The sequence below is a fragment of the Paraglaciecola sp. genome, from assembly GCF_039942875.1.
Lineage (GTDB): Bacteria > Pseudomonadota > Gammaproteobacteria > Enterobacterales > Alteromonadaceae > Paraglaciecola.
This window is the reverse complement of the sequence record NZ_JBDVBQ010000054.1, coordinates 84380-103010: the sequence shown is the minus strand read 5'-3', so window position 1 is coordinate 103010 and position 18631 is coordinate 84380. Positions and strand designations below refer to the sequence as shown.

At 40.2% G+C, this 18631-nt stretch carries 18 protein-coding genes; 14 read left to right on the top strand and 4 right to left on the bottom strand.

The genetic code is table 11. The features are described 5' to 3' along the window. Nucleotides 1-8: 8 nt before the first annotated feature. Nucleotides 9-734: a two-component system response regulator OmpR gene (gene ompR, locus ABJE44_RS19260; RefSeq protein ID WP_289029027.1), complete on the bottom strand. Its 726-nt coding sequence runs from the start codon at nucleotides 732-734 to the stop codon at nucleotides 9-11. 180 nt (nucleotides 735-914) lie between these two features. Continuing rightward, entirely contained in the window at nucleotides 915-1331 is a 417-nt protein-coding gene (locus ABJE44_RS19255; protein WP_348110883.1) for a BLUF domain-containing protein, read from the bottom strand. A 101-nt stretch (nucleotides 1332-1432) separates the two neighbouring features. Here ABJE44_RS19255 and ABJE44_RS19250 point away from each other — a divergent pair, with 101 nt between their 5' ends. Beyond that, nucleotides 1433-3223, top strand: coding sequence for an ATP-binding protein (locus ABJE44_RS19250; protein WP_348110884.1), 1791 nt, complete (start codon nucleotides 1433-1435; stop codon nucleotides 3221-3223). 5 nt (nucleotides 3224-3228) lie between these two features. Here ABJE44_RS19250 and ABJE44_RS19245 read toward each other — a convergent pair whose 3' ends face one another. Next, on the bottom strand, nucleotides 3229-4131 hold the full coding sequence (locus tag ABJE44_RS19245) for a phosphoribulokinase (RefSeq protein ID WP_348110885.1): 903 nt from the start codon (nucleotides 4129-4131) through the stop codon (nucleotides 3229-3231). A 251-nt stretch (nucleotides 4132-4382) separates the two neighbouring features. On the opposite strand from ABJE44_RS19245, the gene ABJE44_RS19240 reads away from it, so the two are divergent. The 10 genes from ABJE44_RS19240 to ABJE44_RS19195 all read left to right on the top strand — a co-directional run bounded on the left by ABJE44_RS19240 (nucleotide 4383) and on the right by ABJE44_RS19195 (nucleotide 14043). Next, complete coding sequence (locus tag ABJE44_RS19240) at nucleotides 4383-6524, top strand: FAD-dependent oxidoreductase (RefSeq protein ID WP_348110886.1); 2142 nt, start codon at nucleotides 4383-4385, stop codon at nucleotides 6522-6524. Next, nucleotides 6524-7369, top strand: a complete 846-nt coding sequence (locus tag ABJE44_RS19235; protein WP_348110888.1) for a DUF547 domain-containing protein — start codon at nucleotides 6524-6526, stop codon at nucleotides 7367-7369. Before ABJE44_RS19240 ends, ABJE44_RS19235 begins: the two co-directional genes overlap by 1 nt. Continuing rightward, nucleotides 7350-8519, top strand: coding sequence for an ABC transporter substrate-binding protein (locus ABJE44_RS19230; protein WP_348110889.1), 1170 nt, complete (start codon nucleotides 7350-7352; stop codon nucleotides 8517-8519). Before ABJE44_RS19235 ends, ABJE44_RS19230 begins: the two co-directional genes overlap by 20 nt. Then, nucleotides 8495-10135, top strand: coding sequence for an ABC transporter permease (locus ABJE44_RS19225; protein ID WP_348110890.1), 1641 nt, complete (start codon nucleotides 8495-8497; stop codon nucleotides 10133-10135). The genes ABJE44_RS19230 and ABJE44_RS19225 overlap by 25 nt, the downstream gene beginning before the upstream one ends. Beyond that, nucleotides 10129-10785 (top strand): ATP-binding cassette domain-containing protein, encoded by a 657-nt coding sequence (locus tag ABJE44_RS19220; RefSeq protein WP_348110891.1) that lies wholly within the window; start codon nucleotides 10129-10131, stop codon nucleotides 10783-10785. Before ABJE44_RS19225 ends, ABJE44_RS19220 begins: the two co-directional genes overlap by 7 nt. A gap of 12 nt (nucleotides 10786-10797) precedes the next feature. Beyond that, entirely contained in the window at nucleotides 10798-11427 is a 630-nt protein-coding gene (locus ABJE44_RS19215) for a CDP-alcohol phosphatidyltransferase family protein (RefSeq protein WP_348110892.1), read from the top strand. Between the two features lie 184 nt (nucleotides 11428-11611). Then, nucleotides 11612-12043: an alpha/beta fold hydrolase gene (locus tag ABJE44_RS19210; RefSeq protein ID WP_348110893.1), complete on the top strand. Its 432-nt coding sequence runs from the start codon at nucleotides 11612-11614 to the stop codon at nucleotides 12041-12043. A gap of 8 nt (nucleotides 12044-12051) precedes the next feature. Next, nucleotides 12052-12522 (top strand): alpha/beta hydrolase, encoded by a 471-nt coding sequence (locus ABJE44_RS19205; protein ID WP_348110894.1) that lies wholly within the window; start codon nucleotides 12052-12054, stop codon nucleotides 12520-12522. 156 nt (nucleotides 12523-12678) lie between these two features. Further along, entirely contained in the window at nucleotides 12679-12876 is a 198-nt protein-coding gene (locus tag ABJE44_RS19200) for a CPXCG motif-containing cysteine-rich protein (RefSeq protein ID WP_348110895.1), read from the top strand. A 177-nt stretch (nucleotides 12877-13053) separates the two neighbouring features. Next, a complete protein-coding gene (locus ABJE44_RS19195; protein WP_348110896.1) occupies nucleotides 13054-14043 on the top strand; it encodes a putative sulfate exporter family transporter in 990 nt (329 codons plus the stop codon). Here the strand turns inward: ABJE44_RS19195 and ABJE44_RS19190 are convergent. Further along, nucleotides 14034-14846, bottom strand: coding sequence for a sterol desaturase family protein (locus ABJE44_RS19190; protein ID WP_348111085.1), 813 nt, complete (start codon nucleotides 14844-14846; stop codon nucleotides 14034-14036). The two genes, ABJE44_RS19195 and ABJE44_RS19190, sit on opposite strands and share 10 nt — an antisense overlap. A 116-nt stretch (nucleotides 14847-14962) precedes the next feature. On the opposite strand from ABJE44_RS19190, the gene ABJE44_RS19185 reads away from it, so the two are divergent. The 3 genes from ABJE44_RS19185 (at nucleotide 14963) to ABJE44_RS19175 (ending at nucleotide 18591) form a co-directional block, all read left to right on the top strand. Continuing rightward, the gene (locus ABJE44_RS19185; protein WP_348110897.1) at nucleotides 14963-15667 is read left to right on the top strand and encodes a DUF1499 domain-containing protein; all 705 of its coding nucleotides are present in this window, start codon (nucleotides 14963-14965) and stop codon (nucleotides 15665-15667) included. Between the two features lie 233 nt (nucleotides 15668-15900). Beyond that, nucleotides 15901-16533, top strand: coding sequence for a hypothetical protein (locus tag ABJE44_RS19180; protein ID WP_348110898.1), 633 nt, complete (start codon nucleotides 15901-15903; stop codon nucleotides 16531-16533). A 39-nt stretch (nucleotides 16534-16572) separates the two neighbouring features. After that, entirely contained in the window at nucleotides 16573-18591 is a 2019-nt protein-coding gene (locus tag ABJE44_RS19175) for a hypothetical protein (protein WP_348110899.1), read from the top strand. Nucleotides 18592-18631 lie beyond the last annotated feature (40 nt).

The following is an 18631-nucleotide window of genomic DNA, read 5'->3' as shown; positions in this document are numbered from 1 at the left end:
ATTCAAAGCTAACTTGCACTGCCACCATCGGGAACAAATACATAACCTAGTCCCCAAACTGTTTGAATATATCTAGGGCTAGTAGGGTCTTCTTCTAACATGCGGCGCAACCGGGACACTTGCACATCGATACTGCGCTCTAATGCACTATAATCTCGACCACGAGCAAGGTTCATAAGTTTGTCCCTTGATAACGGTTCTCTGGGGTGGGTAACCAAAGATTTAAGTACTGCAAACTCTCCGCTTGTAAGTGTCATTGGCGTATCATCGGCAAGCATTTCTCTAGTACCCAGATTAAGTGAGTACTTGCCAAAGTTTACTATTTGTTCTTCTAACGACGGCGCGCCAGGGGCTTCGGTAGTTTTTCGTCTTAATACTGCTTTGATACGTGCCAGTAATTCCCTAGGGTTAAATGGCTTAGGTAAGTAGTCATCAGCGCCCATTTCTAAGCCAATAATTCTGTCAACTTCATCACCTTTGGCAGTTAACATCACAATAGGTATTTGGTGTTCTTTTTGTCTGAGACGGCGGCAAATAGACAGCCCATCTTCACCAGGAAGCATTAGATCTAGGACCATCAAGTGAAAGTTCTCCCGTTCTAATAAACGGTCCATTTGTTCAGAATTAGCGGCAACTCTTACTTGAAAGCCTTGCTCCACTAGGTAGCGTTCTAACAAACTACGTAGACGCATATCGTCATCAACGACTAAAATTTTTGTTGTTTCTTGTCCCATAACCTTTCCAGAAAGTGTTACATACTTAAACACACTATATGTTAAAGCCTATAAATTCAAAAGGTTGCAATCATGACTATTAACTATGGATTGTTACAAAGTTTGTCATAGAGGTAGGCGCAACTCCCGCTGACGTGGCAGATTGAGGCAAGCTTCCCACAATGTAAAATGGATGCTGGTTTACACCTCTGACTGAAATTTTGACATCTTTTGTAAAAATGTAAGTGCCTGTTGTGGTGTCATATCTGCTGGAGCAAAGTCTGTTTGTCCGAGTTCTTTTAACAAAGTTGCAAATTGAGCTGAACTGGCGGCATATCCCATTTTCCATTGTGGGAAGCTTGGCTGAGTCACTTCGTCATAACTGATTATGACTACTTCGTCATGTCTGGCGTCATCTGCTATATCTAAATATAACTCGTTGAGTGTTTCTCGCTCCCCTTCTAGCGCTTGTAAAAAATATTGTTTGTCGTAACAAAGCATTCCACAAATATTCAAGCTGTCATTGTTATTTCTAGCGGTATCTAGAACATCTTTCAAATCTGCTAATGACATTTCTCGAGAGGCTCTGCTGTAATAGAGTAGTCTAACTAGCTTCATATATGTAATCTCCTGCTTAATATCTAATATTAACAATAACTTGCGGAACGAAAAATCTAATCTAGGCTATATACTCTAGCAGCTTTTTTAGGATCCGTGAGATGGTAGAGGCGAAAAACATAGCAGTATTAGTTTTTAGTGTGGGTAATTTAGCGCTACATGAAAACGCCTTAGGAAACTGGTGTGACTTTCAGCACTATGACAGCTTTCGACAATTCAAAAAGCAGTTTAGGCATGGTAAACCTGCTTTGATAGTGGCAAGTATTGGTAGCGATAAAGATGAAGCATTATGTAAAGAAACAACCCAGTTTGTACGTAACGGCTTGGCTAATCAAGATTCACGTATTGTTATTTTAAGGGATCCTAGCTTTGACCTAGATGAAATACATTGGATGGAGTCTTTACAAGTAAATGCTTGCTTGTCTGCGGAGCCGGACAAGCAAAGTGTTAATATTACGACTCTTAGGCGAGAAATAGATACATTTCAATATATTGATAACCACAAGCGTCAGCACGATGCTGAAACAGAGATGTTGATGTGTATTACTAAATTTTCTAGGAGTAATGAATCACTCTCTAGTTTGTTGCAAATGTTCTCTTCTTCTTTATCAGCATTATCTTATGCATCTTGCGCATTTCATATAAAAATACTCAATGATAGCGAAGGTGAGATTGAATTTTGTGAATGTCACGCTGGAGACATTAAGGCTGAATTAAACCTGGTGTTAGGTTTACCTAAAATTTCCCATTACTTAAAAAGTGCTCTTGATGAAAAACTGCCGCAAATTAATCTCCTGCCGGAAGATATTAATCTGTCATCTTTAGAAACAAAGTTGCCAGAAAAAGTTGGTAGTTATTTAACGTTTCCCCTCATTGTATACAACAAGCCGTTATATCTACTTGTTTATTTCATTCCAGAAAGTGAAATGGGTAAGGTATCAATGAAACAAATTAATGTAATTAGTAAGGCATCTGAGCAGCTAACAATGTTACTGGAGAGGAGACAAGCTGAAAGTAGTTTGAAAAAGCAATATACAAGATTAAAAAGTACCCTAGTTGAATTAAAGACCACTAAACAAGCATTACAACAACAAGAGAAAATGGCCAGTATAGGGCAGATGGCCGCGGGGATTGCTCACGAAATAAATAATCCGTTGTCTTACGTAATGAGTAACTTTTCTTCCATGGATGAATACCTAAATAGTATCTTGCAACTACAGGAGTTGCAGTCGGAGTTTTTAAGTTCCATTGATATGGGGCAAGACAACAAGGTAGTACAATTAAAAAATAACATTTCAAAATTCTCTGAAGAAGAAAATATGGCCTTTGTCTTAGAAGATATTCGAGCTGTTATAAGTGATTCTCATAGCGGTTTAAAAAGAGTGAGGGATATCATTACTGATCTGAAATCTTTTACTTATAGTCAGTCTACTGAATTAGAAATATGTGATTTTCCGGAAGTAGTCGAAGATACCCTCAAAGTGTTAAGTTATGACCTAGGTAAGAGTATTGACATAGATACGCGGCTAAGTGAGTTACCAGAATTTATGGCTCACAATGGCTTAATGCAACAAGTACTTACCAATTTAATTAAAAATGCAGCACAAGCATTAACTGAAGCGGGTACTGATAACGCTAAAATATCTATTATTGCTGAGAAAAAAGACCAGAGTATATTTATTGTGGTGCGTGACAATGGCCCCGGAATTCCCGCTGATGTTCAAGAAAAAATATTTGAGCCCTTTTTTACTACTAAAACCGTAGGAGAAGGCACAGGTCTGGGACTATCTGTAACGTTCAATATCATTAAAAAACTAGGTGGGGAGATTAGCTTAAATAGCAAAGAGGGAGAATTTACTGAGTTTGTTATTGTTTTTCCAATTGAAACTTAGGTATTTTACTTTTCGCTAACCCAGTCCATTTGAAACCCTGCGCGACGTTTTTTATCGAGTATTTCTTCTAGTAGAGGCATTAAAATCAGCTCCATGGCTAAGCCCATTTTGCCACCAGGTACGACTATAGTATTGATTCTAGACATAAACGACCCTTCAATCATTTGTAACAGATAGGGATAATCAACGTTTTTCATTTCACGGCGAAAGCGCACCACTACAAAACTTTCATCTTGGCTAGGAATTTCACGGGCACTAAAAGGGTTAGAAGTATCTACGGTAGGGACTCGTTGAAAATTAACATGAGTTCGGGAAAACTGCGGCGTAATGTAGTGAAAATAATCGTCTAGACTACGCACTATACTGCTCATTACCGCTTCGCGAGAGTGGCCTCTGTCTGTGGTGTCTCGAACAATTTTTTGAATCCATTCTAAATTTACAATCGGTACTGTGCCAACCAATAAATCTACGTGCTTGGCTACATCTACTTCATCATTTTTTACACCACCATGGAGACCTTCGTAGAATAAAACATCGGTTTTCTCAGGTAAGTCTTGCCAAGGTGTAAAGGTGCCGGGCATTTGATTAAAAGGCACCGCCTCATCAAATGAATGCAGATATTGCCTGTGTTTACCCATACCCGTTTCACCGTATTCTTTAAACAGGGTTTCGAGCATTTCAAAATCGTTAGCTTTTGGACCAAAGTAACTTATGTGTCTACCTTGCTCCTGTGCTTTACGTATTTCTACTTCCATTTCTGGGCGAGTAAAACGATGAAAACTATCCCCGGCTACTACCGCCGCGTTCACCGATAAATTTCTAAAAATATGGCGAATAGCATTTGTGGTAGTAGTGGTACCGGCTCCAGAGGAACCAGTAATCGCAATAATGGGGTGTTTAACAGACATTAAGTGTTCTATGTAAATAAAAGAGCATCATTTATAAGCAAGCTTGGCTACGGGGTCAAGTACAACCTAATATCCTTAAGGATTTTTTATGGTAAATATAGGAACTGAAACGTAAGTGAAACCGTACAGAGCCCTAATTGTTTTGGATATACAATGAAATAAATAACATACTGCATAGGTCTTCAGTGGGCAGTAATGGTATTTATGCCATTAACATTGATTATTGATTTGGAATAAGGTTTGTAAATACCATGAATGTAAAACGCGGAATTCTTTTCGTCCTGATATTAAGTTTAATAGGCGCTTTTTTTGTTTTTGACTTGGGACAATACCTAACGCTGGACAGTTTAAAAGCTAACCAAGAAGCGTTAGCTGAATTTATTCAAGAAAATTGGCTGCAAGCTTTCCTTGGGTACCTTATTTTGTACATCATAGTTACTGCCTTGAGTTTGCCTGGTGCAGCAATATTAACCTTAGGCGCCGGTGCGTTATTTGGCTTAGGCTGGGGGTTAGTACTTGCATCGTTCGCCTCTACTACTGGTGCTACTATTGCCTTTTTAGTGTCACGATTTTTACTCCGAGACTGGGTTAAAAATAGTTTTAGTCAAAAGATTGCATCAATCGATGCTGGTATCGAAAAAGACGGAGCGTTCTACTTACTTAGCCTACGTTTAGTGCCTTTATTCCCATTCTTCATTATTAATTTAGTCATGGGTGTGACTAGTATTCGCACTATTACTTACTACTGGGTGAGTCAAGTAGGTATGTTGGCGGGGACCTTTGTGTTTGTTAACGCTGGAACTCAGTTAGCAAACATCGAATCTTTATCGGGCATTGTTTCACCTAATATTATCTTATCTTTTGTGTTGTTAGGGATATTCCCATTAATTGCCAAACTTATTCTTAATATCATCAAAGCTAAGCGTGTTTACAAAGGCTGGGAAAAACCAAAAACTTTCGACCGTAACATGGTGGTAATTGGTGCAGGTTCAGCAGGTTTAGTGACAGCTTATATTGCAGCTGCTGTTAAAGCCTCGGTTACCTTGGTAGAAAAACACAAAATGGGCGGCGACTGTTTGAATACCGGTTGTGTGCCTTCAAAAAGCTTATTACATGCCAGCAAATTGGCGCATATGCACAAAGGTGCTGAAAAATCAGGTGTCAATTATCAAGCGCCAGAAGTCGACTTTAAAGCAGTAATGGGCCAAGTGCACAATGTTATAAAAGCCATTGAGCCCCATGATTCGGTAGAGCGATATGAGTCTTTAGGTGTAAATGTAGTAACGGGCAGTGCAACCATAGTGTCGCCTTGGCAGGTTGATATTCAAACCGAAGATGGTGTGCAATCACTTACTACTAAAAATATCGTTATTGCCACAGGTGCCAGTGCCTTTGTGCCGCCTATTCCTGGATTGAAAGATGTCGATTATTTAACAGCTGAAAACCTCTGGAACCTAACCGAACAGCCTAAACGTTTAGTGGTGCTAGGTGGCGGTCCTATAGGTAGTGAACTATCTCAAGCCTTTGGTCGTTTAGGTACACAGGTCACACAAATCGAAAAGCATGATCAACTTTTAAGCAAAGAAGACCCAGATGCAGCAGAGCATTTGTATAAACAGCTTATAAAAGATGGGGTGGATGTTCGTTTAAATACTACAGCTAAAGCGATTGAGAAAACCGCCGAAGGACAGGTTATTGTACTTGAAAAAGACGGCGCGGAAGAGCGCGTAGCCTTTGATAAAATCTTAGTGGCAGTGGGCAGACAAGCAAACTTAAAAGGGTTTGGTTTAGAAAAACTAGGCATTGAAACCGATAGAACCATCATCACCAACGAAATGTTGCAGACTAAGTACCCTAATATTTTAGCTGCAGGTGATGTGGCTGGTCCTTATCAATTTACTCACACGGCGAGTCATCAGGCTTGGTATGCTGCGGTTAATGCATTATTTAGAGGCTTTAAAACCTTTAAAGTCGACTACAGCGTGATCCCTTGGGCTACGTTTACTGAGCCAGAAATTGCAACGGTTGGCTTAAACGAAACCGCTGCGAAAGAACAGGGTGTGGAATACGATATAAGCCGTTACGATATTGGCGGCTTAGATAGAGCGCTTGCGGACGACCACGCTAGAGGTTTTGTAAAAGTACTCACTGTGCCAGGCAAAGATAAAATTTTAGGGGCGACTATTGTTGGCGCTCATGCAGGTGAGCTATTGGCTGAATTTGTATTAGCGATGAAACATAACTTAGGCATGAACAAGTTATTAGGTACTATTCATATTTATCCGACTATGGCTGAAGCGAATAAAAACGTGGCTGGAGTATGGAAAAAAGCCAATGCACCAGAAGGCCTATTGAAACTTGTAGAGCGTTTTCATAAATGGAGAAGGTCATAGTGTCTGAGGTAGACTCAATTACTAAGCGAGCCATCAAAAGTTCGCTACTAATTGCAGGGTTAATAATGTTATCAAATACAGTGCATGCCTTTGAACATCAGCACACTGAGTTTACAAAAGTACTACAAAATGTCGTGGTGTCTGATGATAATAAGCAAACACGAGTTGATTACGCCAAATTGAATGCGAATCCAGATCCCCTTAATGCTTATTTGGTAAGCTTGTCTGCGGTTTCTGAGCAAGAGTATAAGACCTGGTCTGATATGCAGCAATTAAGCTTTTTAATGAATGCATATAATGGTTTCACCCTAAAGTTAATTGTTGATAACTATAAAAGTTTTGCTTCTGGTGAGGCTGAATCCATCAGAGATTTAGGAAGCATATTAAGAAGTCCATGGAAGAAAGAGTTCTTTACTTTATTAGGTAAAAAACGCCATCTAGATGGTATTGAACATGGGATGATCAGAGAGTGGTTCACGTACCCGAGAATCCATGCCGCCTTAGTGTGTGCTGCTGTGAGTTGTCCGCCATTGCGTAATGAAGCCTTTGTAGAAGACAAGGTCATTGCCCAGCTGGATGATCAAATGAAGTTATTCTTAAGTGACGACACCCGTAATAAGGTTAACCTTAAAGAGAAGCAGCTTGTGTTATCGTCAATCTTTAAATGGTACTCGAATGATTTTGAAAAGGGCTATCAAGGTTTTAATAAAATAGAAGATTTGATACAGGCTTATCAACTAGATATTGCGAACGATGCGCAAGAAGTTGAGTTTTTAAAGACTCAAAAATTTACGATTGATTACTTTGATTATGATTGGCGATTAAATGATATTTCGACGTTTTAGCACTAAGCTAACCGGTTTAATTTTACTGGTTAGTGTGAGCATATCTAATGTTATGGCTGAAGACTTAGTCGTTGAAACGTTAGATGAAACGGATGCTAAGTGGCAGCAAACCCTTAAAGTAGCAAAAGGAAAGTCGGTGTACTTTTATGCTTGGGGTGGCTCTAAAGCCGTTAACGAATATTTACGTTGGGCTAAGCGAGAAATAGCAAAACAATACGGTGTTAGGTTAATTCATGTAAAAGTCACCGACCCGGGTGAAGCGGTGGCTCGCTTGAAAGCAGAAAACGGCCGTACCAGCGCCATTGATTTAACCTGGGTGAACGGGGAAAACTTTGCCTATTTAAAACAACATGATCATTTGCTGGGTAATTTATGGTCTAGCATTCCTAATGTCGCAAATTTAGCCGTAGATACATTGCCTATTACTGTTGACTTTGGGGAGTCTATGGATGGTTATGAGGTGCCTTGGGGCATAGGTCAGTTCAATCTAATCGCTGAAGAAGCGGTGTTCTCTAATGCTCAGTTTAGTGCCAATGATTTATTAACTATCGCTCGCAATAACCCTGAAACTGTGACGTACCCCAGACCTCCCGAGTTTCACGGCTCTACTTTTTTAAAGCAACTTTTGGTAAACCTAACCAAAGCAGAACAACGCTTATACCTTGCGGCGACTCAAGAAGCACAAGAAGAGTTGCTACCAATACTTTGGGCTTATTTAGATAAATTACATCCATATTTATGGCAGCAAGGTAAGGCGTTTCCTACATCGTCTTCAGAGCAGTTTTTGTTATACCAACAAAAGAGTCTGTCTATGGCGGTGTCTTTTAACCCTAATCAGTGGATAAAAGAAAAAGCCACTAAGCAAATATCAGAATCAAGTGTTAGGCGTTCGTTTATCGATGGCGCTATTACAAATAGCCACAACCTAGCTATTCCCAAATTTGCTCCTAATTCAGAAGCTGCAAAGGTGGTGATTAACTTTATGTTAAGTGAGCAGGCACAGCAGCAAAAATTTGCGGGTGAATGGGGAGACCCATCAGTTCTAAAGTCGATGTTTGACAGCCGTTCATCATTACCAGCCCATGGAGAGCCTCATAGTTCGTGGCAGCTAATTCTTGAGGATGCATGGCAACAACGTTACGGCGGTTAAGTCGAGTATTAGGCTGGTGGCTCATTATATGTATTGCCAGTTTACCTGTGTGGGGTATTTTATTTGGACTTTGGCCTGATGAAGATACCTCCATTGCTGACCTTTCAAGGTTACTCGCTTATCAAGGGTTAGGGCTATCACTTTGGCAGAGCATGTTTAGTGCGCTGTTTAGCAGTCTTGTGTCTTTGTATCTGGCTTTTTTAATTTACAGTCAGTACCAGTCTCATTCAAAAGTTGGCGGCCGATGGCTTGAAAAATACCTTTCGCCGTTACTGTCGTTACCTCACTTAGCGATTGCGCTAGGATTAGTTTTTTTATTTAGTGAGTCAGGTGTATTTTTTGTAAATGGTGAGTTTGGTTTGCCTCGCAAAGGGCTCTCTACCTTTATTATGGCTATTATCATAAAAGAAGTGCCATTCTTTCTGCTTATTTTGATTACTGTGGGGCGGCAACTTCCCTTACACGGCTGGTTATTGCAAGGACGAGCCTTAGGCTACGATACAAGTACAAGCTGGTGGTTGTTGGTTTTCCCAAATATATTGAAACATATGCGTTTAGCGTTACTCGCCGCCTCTGCCTATACCTTGTCTGTGGTCGATATGAATTTACTGGTTGGCCCGAATATTCCTGAACTGTTTGCTGTGTCTGTGTATCGCTGGCAAGGCAGTTTTAGTGAGGGTGATCAAGCCTTAGGGTTTTGGGCTAATGTACTCCTGTTAGTACTGTTGGCAGTATCCATTGTTTTTCTATACTGCCACGAAAAACTGGCCATCAAAGCACTACAGCATTGGGCGGTGTTGGGACGGCGCATTCGTTTAGGTTTTGTAGATACTCTAGGCAGTGTGTGGCTACCCGCTTCAGGGTTATTAATTTTGCTTATGGTGCTGGTATTGACTCTTTGGTCTTTGGGGTTTAATTGGCACTGCGATACCTTTAGTTTACCTAATTTGAATACTCAGTTATGGCAAGACGAATGGTTGTTTGTTGCTTTACCTCTTCAAAATGCCCTGTTCATCGGAGTAAGCGCTGCAATACTGGGTATTCTGTTTACTTTGTTAGCCCTTGAATTACAGCGACAAAAGGGCCGTTATTTACCAGATTACATTTGGTTATTAGGTATTTTACTACCGCAACTGAGCATGGTGCTGGGGTGGCAGGTGTCGCATATTTGGTTAGAAGGTGGATATCATAGTGGCTGGGTTGTCTTTGCCCATTTACCTTTTACCTTTGGCTATGCTTATTTGGTATTGAAAGGGCCGTTTCAATCAATTGACGCTAACTATGAGTTAATTGGGGCAAGCTTTGGATATTCGCCTTGGCAACGCTGGTGGAAAATACGCTTTAGATTGCTATTTCCTGCTACTTTGTCAGCGTTTGCTATTACCTTTGCGGTGAGTATTGCTCAGTACATACCTACTTTAATGATAGGGGCTGGTCGAGTCACTACTATTACCACAGAAGCCGTTGCTATTGGCACAGGTAGCCAACAAGATGTGGCTGCACTTTATATTTTATTGCAATCTTTATTGCCTTTGGCAGCTTTTTTAATGACTGCACTCTTGTCTAGTAGGGTTGCGGGGCCAAAACATTCAACATTGGGAATTTCTAGATGTTAAGTATTAAAAATTGCCTAATTGAAAGTGAAACGTGGCAAATTAGATTTCCAGATATCCAACTAAACCCAGATGATTTATTAGTGATTATTGGTCCTAGTGGTATTGGAAAGTCTACATTTTTACATTGGTTGTTAGGTAATCAACCTAAACATGTAAACATCAGCGGGCAGATTTTTATTGATGGGCAAGATGTTAGTCAACTTACTGTAGAAAATCGCCATATCGGGTTACTTATGCAAGACGTTTTTTTATTTCCTCATTTAAGTGTTGAGGATAATATTAGCTTTGCTCTACCTAAAAGCCCTGATTTACATTCAAAAAAGCAGCGCCGTACTAAAGCTCACAGTATGCTTGAGCAAATTAACTTAGAACATCTCAGTAAGCGTTACCCACAATCTTTAAGTGGAGGAGAGCGCTCTCGGGTTGGTCTAGTGAGAGCCCTAGCGAATCAACCTAAAGTAATGTTGCTCGACGAGCCTTTTGCTGCTCTTGACCCAAGTAATAGAGAAAAAATTGGAAAATGGACGTTTCAACAACTAGCACAACAAGCTATTCCTAGCATAATGGTGACCCACGATCTTAACGATATACCTACCTCTGCTAAACAACTTAATCTGGCTGATTATTATCAGTCCAAAGAAACGCCATAGGGTGACTGATTTATGATAGATCCATTACTAAATAAGCTACTTAGGTCTCCCTTAGCGATAATAGTTAAGCCTTTAATTGCCTCGGGTATCACTGCAAATCAGGTAACAGTAGCTGGGTTCATATTAGGCATGCTAGCCGTTCCTGCTATCATTTCAGAGCACTTTACCCTAGCCCTTATTTTAATTTTAATAAATCGAATTTGCGATGGATTAGACGGAGCAATTGCTAGACAAACCCAAACATCAGATGCTGGTGGCTTTTTAGATATCAGCCTAGATTTTATATTCTACTCTGCCATTGTGTTTGCTTTTGTGGTGAGTCACCCAGAGCAAAATGCCATTGCAGGTAGCTTCTTAATGCTCTCGTTTACGGCCACTGGCAGCTGCTTTTTGGCGTTTGCCTCTATGGCTTGTAAATACGATTTGCAAAATCCTGAGTACCCTAACAAAAGCCTGCATTACATGGGCGGTTTAGCAGAAGGCTTCGAAACCATAGTTGTATTGTGTTTGTTTTGTTTGTTCCCGCAATACTTTGTGCCAATAGCTCTGGTCTATGCCGTCATGTGCTGGATAACTACTGGAGTCAGAATTATTACTGGGTATCAGACTCTCAAAAAAGTTAACGTAACTGAATCAAACTAAAGGTAGCGAGTACGAATAGTAAGTTCATAATGTTTCAACTATCTAAGCTCAACTGAACCCTCTATTATAGGTGGCTGATTATAAGTCATTTGTAAGAGAAGTAGTCTTGAATTTAAGCTTGCCCCGGTTATTCCTATTTATATATTTGTTAACAGCTTGCGAGCGAGCACAATTTAAAGATCAAGTGACCCAAACTTTCGGTCTTGCTGATAGAAGTTCAGAGTATCGTGATCTAGTAAGCAAAAACCCAAAGGAGCTAAGTGGTGAGCAGCTGTACAACCGCGCGCTTACCCTTTGGGATATCCCCTACCGTGAATTAAAGCTACCCACTTCAAATGGTAGTGCCCATGTTTTAGTTTCAGGACCTGTTGATGGAAAACCTCTTGTGTTACTCCATGGAATGAGCGTAGATTCTACTATGTGGTACCCCAATATTAAGGCCCTGTCAGAGCATTATAGGGTATACGCCATTGATGATATTTGGGGCGCCGGTAAATCTACACCTAGCCATGAAGATACAGAGATAACAACTTTAGTGGCTTGGTATTTTGAAGTATTTGAACTGCTACAACTGCAACAAATAAATCTGATTGGCGCATCTCAAGGGGGGGGATAGCCACAAATTTGGCCCTTAGTGCCCCAGAACGATTTGATACTCTAGTTTTACTAAGCCCAGCTCAAACTATCACTTGGCTTGAACCCAGTTTAGATATTCTTGCTAATATGTGGTTTAAATTAAATCCAGAGCGAGATGGCCTTGAAGATAATTTAGAAACCTTATCTAGTCGCGTAGAGAATATTGATATTCTGTATAAAGACCGTTTTTTTAGCACCATTAAAAACGAACCAAGATCGCCTATCCTTTTGGATATGCAACCTTTTAGCGATGCGCAATTATCAAGGTTATCTATGCCAGTATTACTTTTAGTAGGAGATGATGATTTAGTTAACGATTTGGACACAGTGCAACAAGCCAATAAAGTATTGCCAAATGTTCAGGCTGAAATCATTCAGGAAAGTGGCCATTTTATTAACGCTGACCAAGCAGGTTTAGTAAACAAGAAGATCTTAGCCTTTTTAAAAAATGAAAGTTAACTGATACCGTATACCTTGGCAGCAACAAGCTTGAAAAGATTAGCGTGCCAATGAACACTTATTCAATAGTTAATGTCCATAGGCACTAAAGTGATATTAATATATAACGAGTCAACATTGTTATTCAGCAAAATATATTAGGGGAGGTTATCAACCTTGAACGAATTAACACCCAAGTCTATAGGGTGCCCATATTGCGGTGAAACCATAAAAGTTCTACTCGACGCATCTGATGTGGCCGAGCAGTACATTGAAGATTGCCAAGTGTGCTGTAGACCTATTAGTTTTCTAGTGTATGAAACCATGGAAGGCGATCTAGATGTTAATGTGTATAGTGAAGATGATGTGTTTTAACACTAACCCCTTGTTATAATTAATACTTGGTTAGTCCCGCTTATGTTTTTATAACAAATTTCACCAATTCACATTCTCCTTTAGTTGCAAAAAACTACTGTTCTCATAATGGGTTACACCACTTGTTACTTTAGGTTAGAGTCTTTGGGGTAGTTTCAATTTTTAGGCTTGTATAGCATGTCGAACTTTTTATCTTTAAGAGCTGTTTTTCCCGGGTTGTCTGTTTCGATTATTGTTGGTTTGGCAGCGCTATTTTTAAGCGAGCATTATGGTGCACCTGCCATGTTGTTTGCATTGTTGTTGGGTATCGCCATGTCATTTTTATATGAAGATACTCAATGTCAGCAAGGTGTTGAGTTTGCTGCAAACCATGTTTTACGGTTTGGTGTGGCATTGCTGGGGTTTAGGATTGCCTTTGGTGACTTACTTACTTTGGGCTGGAAGACTGCTTTACTATTAGTGTTTGCTATCGTAAGCACAATTACCATTGGCGTAGTCTTGTCCAAAGCCCTAGGTTTAAATAAACGCTTTGGGGTGCTAACTGGCGGGGCTGTGGGGATCTGCGGTGCTTCGGCTACTATGGCTATTTCAGCTATTCTTCCTAATGATAAACATAAAGACAGAGACACCCTTTTAACTGTGATAGGCGTTACCTCCTTATCTACAATTTCTATGGTGCTATACCCTGTTATTGCAGATGCTCTTGGATTATCGCAAACAGAAACTAGTATCTTTTTAGGGGGGACCATCCATGATGTCGCGCAAGTAGTCGGTGCTGGGTATTCTGTTTCAGAGCAAACCGGAGATTTAGCCACCTTAACTAAACTAGTTAGAGTGTCTTTTTTAATGCCAGTTGTACTGTGTATATTATTGCTGCTTAAGTTGAACTTAGATAAAGGCATTGAGGCTAAAAGCCCTAAATTTCCTGCTTTTTTAATCTTTTTTGCCATCTTTATGGGATTAAACAGCGTATTTGAGATCCCTGCTTTTGTGACCCAAGCAACAACTGACGTCTCTCGTTATGCTTTGGTTATCTCCATAGCTGCCATAGGCATGAAGTCAAACTTAAGACAAATATTAACTGTAGGTGTAAAGCCTATTTTACTGCTATTACTAGAAACGATTTGGATTGCCTTGGTTATTTTATTGGCATTGCCTTACTTATAAGGCTTAGTGTCACCTTTAAATGGCATGAATAATAAGTTGATTAAATTGCTGTTAGACTTTGTAGTTAAGTATTCTTTGAGCCCTATTTTTATGCCGTCATCACCATTTTTTGCTGATTCGGTATAGCTACCAAATAACCTGTCCCATATCGATAAATTAAAACCAAAGTTGCTGTCGGTCTCGCTAACAATTTGACTGTGATGAATACGGTGCATGGTTTGCGTTACTATGACTTTGCGAAGTGTCTTTTCTATATTTTTAGGAAGTGCAATATTTGCATGGCTGAACATTGCGGTGGCATTGAGTAGCACTTCAAAAATTAGAATCGCCATTATAGGAGTACCAAGTACAACAACCGCCACTAACTTAATGGCAATACTCAGCCCAATTTCTATTGGGTGAAACCTAAGGCCAGTAGACACATCAATATGTGGGTCTGCATGATGTACCCGGTGAAGCCGCCATAGTAAAGGCACGCGGTGGAACACTCTATGTTGCCAGTAAATTAGGCAATCAAATAGCACAACAGTAATAGGTATTGACCACCACAAACTTACAGAAAATTGATTCCATAAACCTATATTATGCTGTTGTGCCCACAGAGCTACCGCGGCTAAACCAGCAGGAATAAGCAAGCGCACGACTAATGAACCAATAAATATTAATCCAAAGTTAGTAGACCAACGAGCCAGCTCAGATACAGGAGATTTTCGGTTAGGTGTGAGTGCTTCCCAACACATCATAACTGCTAAAACACCAATAAATACACCGAGTCTTATCCACATTTCTGTTGTGCTATCCATCATCATATTTGTTTATGTCCTAACCTTTAATGGAACAATTCGTTTTGTAGTCATTATTTATATATTATCATCTATTCAAATTGCTATTTATCATCACATCACAGGACCGAGTTTTTATGAAAATTATTACTTTAATTGCAGGTATTTTATCTGTACTTGTTTTGCTGCTATCAGGCCCTCTATATCAGGCTGAAATTTTAGAGCTTAGGCAGGCTTTTATGGGATTTCGTGTGGCGTTGATTATTGGTGGGATTACCCTAGTGTTGATTGTGATTCAACTTATCTTTATGCGTAAAAATATCGGTTGGGGATCGACAGGTTTAGCTGCATTGTGTGCTGTGGTCGCGATTGGTTTGCCTTTAGGTATGATGAATAAAGGTAAGTCAGTACCTGCAATTCATGACATTACTACTGATTTAGTTAATCCACCTAAGTTTAATGCCATTCTAGCTTTACGAGCAGACGCACCAAACCCTGCGGCCTACCAAGGAGAAGAAATTGCAAGCCAGCAACGCAGTGCTTACCCAGAGTTACAAACTCAAAGTTATAAAGATTCTAGTGATAACGTTTTTGATGCAGCGCTTGCCTCTATTGAGAATCTAGGTTTTGAAGTGGTAACAGCAAATAAAGCTACCGGGCAGATTGAGGCCTTTGATAAAACAACTTGGTTTGGTTTTATAGATGATGTGGTGATTAGAATTCAATCTGCAGGTGATATGACTTTATTAGATGTACGCAGTAAGTCACGTATAGGCCGCAGTGATTTAGGTAAAAATGCCGAGCGAATTCATGCCATTTTAGGTGGTATTGCATTAAACTAAGCATTAGCAGTGTTTCTATAGGGCTATCATAGCAACACTGTTTTATATAAAAATTGTAATAAAAAGCTATGAAGAAGGGGGGGCACCTTCTTCATATAAGCGAATTTTTTTATTACAAGTCTTCAGCACGAATAGAAACTCTTCTCATTGACAAATCTATGTTTTAAAAGTAATTTCAATTTTTAATGACCTGATTAGTTTGATTCTCAAACGTAGTAACGGAGCAGATCAAAATGGAACTTTTTTTAAACGAAGTGTTTAGCTTCCCCATCATTATATTCACAGTTCCTTTAATTGTTTTTATGTTGTTTTGGTTGATGGCCTTTGCAGGTTTAATTGATATTGAAATTCTTGATTTTGATACTGACAGTGATGCTGACGCCACCAGTGGTACTTGGATAGAAAGCCTCGGGTTAGATGGTGTGCCGTTAACGGTTGTCCTCACCTTAGTAGATATATATGCCTTCGCCTTTACCTATTTAGCCCGCAAATATTTAATGCCCTTATTCGATGGCGTGCTCACTGCTACCGCGGTTGGTTTTATTGTGGCAGTGTTTGCTGTGGTGATAGCGATTCCGTTTGCCGCTATATGTTGTAAACCTTTGCGTAAAGTATTTCACACCCACGAAGCCGTCTCGAAAAAAGACTTACATGGTGTCATTTGTACTGTAACGACTCAAACTGTCACTGAGTCTTTTGGCCAAGCCGCATCTGACGACGGCATGGTGTACACCATTAGGGCTAACGTTCCTAACGATTTAAGTAAAGGAAGCCGTGTTGTGCTGTTAGAGTTTTCACAAGAAACTGATAGCTATACGGTTGCCAGCGAAGCTGAAGTGATGGCTATGTCATCTTCTAGCGTATAACCTTTTTCCCCAATATTAAGTAGTTAATGGAGTCAACGAATGAATACTGAAAGTAATGTGATTTTTTGGATTTCTCTTGCCGTAGGCATTTTTGTATTAGTTATGGGGATCACGCTTATGCTTGCCCGTTTATACAAAAAAGTGGAGCAAGGCCGTGCCATGATCATTAACAAAATGGGTAATGAACCTACGGTTACTTTTACTGGTGGTGTGGTGATCCCGGTATTTCATAAAATGGAAATTATGGATATCTCATTAAAAACTATTGAGGTAGACAGAAGCGGCTCTGATGGTTTGATTTGTAATGATAATATTCGTGCAGATATCAAAGTGGGGTTTTTTGTTAAGGTGAACAAAAACCGTGATGACGTGATGAAGGTAGCTCAAGCTATTGGCTGTGAGCGTGCATCTAACATAGCCACATTAGAAGACTTGTTTAGTGCCAAGTTCTCAGAAGCACTAAAAACCGTTGGTAAGTCTTTAGAGTTTGAAGACTTATACGCCAAGCGTGACAAGTTCCGCGACATGATTATCGATAACATTGGTACCGACTTAAACGGTTATGTACTTGAAGATGTTGCGATTGATTACCTAGAACAAACACCACTTGAAAAGCTTGACCCAAATAATATCTTAGACTCGCAAGGTATTCGTAAAATCACGCAACTTACCGCAGAACAGCATATTCAAACCAATGTGTTTGAGCGTGATGAAGAGATGAAAATCAAGCGTAAAGACGTTGAAACCCGCGAAGCAATTTTAGAGCTAGAACGTCAGCAAGCTGATGCTGAAGCGAAACAAAAACGTGAAGTAGAAACTGTAATTGCACGGGAGACTGCCGAAACTGAACGGGTGCAACACGAAGAAAAGCTGAAGTCTGAACAAGCCCGTGTACAAGCCGAGCAAGAAATTGAAGTGCAAGAGCAAAACAAACAGCGCGAAGTTGAAGTTGCCGAGAATAACCGCTTACGTGCCGTTGCCATTGAAGAAGAGCGTGTTGTAAAAGCCCGAGAGCTAGAGCAAATTGAACGTGAAAAAGAAGCCTCTTTACAGCGAATTGCCAATGAAAAACTCCTAGAACATGAAAAGCGTGAAATTGCGGATGTTATTCGCAGCCGAGTAGAAGTCGATAAAACCGTTGCTGAAAAAGAAGAAGAAATTAACGACGTACGTGTGGTTTCTGAAGCTGAACGCTTGAAAAAAGCAAAAGTGATTGCCGCCGAAGCCGAAGCTGAAGAAGCTCTAGTGAAAGACATTAAAGCTGCTGAAGCTGCTGAGAAATCTGCTGAGTACATTGCCAAAGAGAAATCTGTGATTGCGATGGCTGATTTAGACGTTGCCGAAAAGCTAGCCTTGTCACAACGTAAAGAAGCAGAAGGTAAAGAAGCCCTTGCTGCAGCTACTGGGTTAGCAGAAGCTAAAGTGATGGAAGCACAAGCCATTGCTAAAGAACAAGAAGGCATGGCCGAGGTTAGAGTACAAGAAGCCTTAGCCGATGCCGTTGAAAAAACCGGTGTGGCAGAAGCCGAAGTCATGGCCAAAAAAGCTGCAGCCGAAGCTGAGGGTATGACTAAGAAGTTTGAAGCTATGGGGACTATGTCTGACAGTCAGCGTTCACACGAAGAATTCAGAATGCGCCTAGACAAACATCACGAAGAAAACATGGAGTCTATTACTACCAACGTAGAAATAGCTAAACAGCAAGCTCTAGTGTTATCTGAAGCCTTAAAAGAAGCAAACATTGACATTGTGGGCGGCGATACCAGTTATCTAGATAGCTTTGTTAAATCTTTGTCTGTGGGCAAGTCTATTGATGGCACCATAGGTAAAAGTGAAACGCTACAAACTGCCTTTGCAGATCACTTCAATGGCGATGCCAGCTTTGTAGAAGACGCCAAAGAGTTAATTGCTGGGTTTGGTGGTGCAAGTGGAAATGCAAAAGACACGGCTATTACCGCACTGGTTGCTAAATTTCTAAAAGAAGGCGGAGACAATCCTCAAATTATGGATTTAGTTGCCAATGCCTTAAGTAAAAAGAGCGACAGCACTTCAAGCTAATAAACAGTGTATGGGCAGTGATATCGCTGCTCGTTTTCAT

Bases quoted from the DNA above. Each gene is read 5' to 3' on its own strand.
- ompR (WP_289029027.1), bottom strand. From the start codon at position 734: ATGGGACAAGAAACAACAAAAATTTTAGTCGTTGATGACGATATGCGT.
- ABJE44_RS19255 (WP_348110883.1), bottom strand. From the start codon at position 1,331: ATGAAGCTAGTTAGACTACTCTATTACAGCAGAGCCTCTCGAGAAATG.
- ABJE44_RS19250 (WP_348110884.1), top strand. From the start codon at position 1,433: ATGGTAGAGGCGAAAAACATAGCAGTATTAGTTTTTAGTGTGGGTAAT.
- ABJE44_RS19245 (WP_348110885.1), bottom strand. From the start codon at position 4,131: ATGTCTGTTAAACACCCCATTATTGCGATTACTGGTTCCTCTGGAGCC.
- ABJE44_RS19240 (WP_348110886.1), top strand. From the start codon at position 4,383: ATGAATGTAAAACGCGGAATTCTTTTCGTCCTGATATTAAGTTTAATA.
- ABJE44_RS19230 (WP_348110889.1), top strand. From the start codon at position 7,350: ATGATATTTCGACGTTTTAGCACTAAGCTAACCGGTTTAATTTTACTG.
- ABJE44_RS19225 (WP_348110890.1), top strand. From the start codon at position 8,495: ATGGCAACAACGTTACGGCGGTTAAGTCGAGTATTAGGCTGGTGGCTC.
- ABJE44_RS19220 (WP_348110891.1), top strand. From the start codon at position 10,129: ATGTTAAGTATTAAAAATTGCCTAATTGAAAGTGAAACGTGGCAAATT.
- ABJE44_RS19215 (WP_348110892.1), top strand. From the start codon at position 10,798: ATGATAGATCCATTACTAAATAAGCTACTTAGGTCTCCCTTAGCGATA.
- ABJE44_RS19195 (WP_348110896.1), top strand. From the start codon at position 13,054: ATGTCGAACTTTTTATCTTTAAGAGCTGTTTTTCCCGGGTTGTCTGTT.
- ABJE44_RS19190 (WP_348111085.1), bottom strand. From the start codon at position 14,846: ATGGATAGCACAACAGAAATGTGGATAAGACTCGGTGTATTTATTGGT.
- ABJE44_RS19185 (WP_348110897.1), top strand. From the start codon at position 14,963: ATGAAAATTATTACTTTAATTGCAGGTATTTTATCTGTACTTGTTTTG.
- ABJE44_RS19180 (WP_348110898.1), top strand. From the start codon at position 15,901: ATGGAACTTTTTTTAAACGAAGTGTTTAGCTTCCCCATCATTATATTC.
- ABJE44_RS19175 (WP_348110899.1), top strand. From the start codon at position 16,573: ATGAATACTGAAAGTAATGTGATTTTTTGGATTTCTCTTGCCGTAGGC.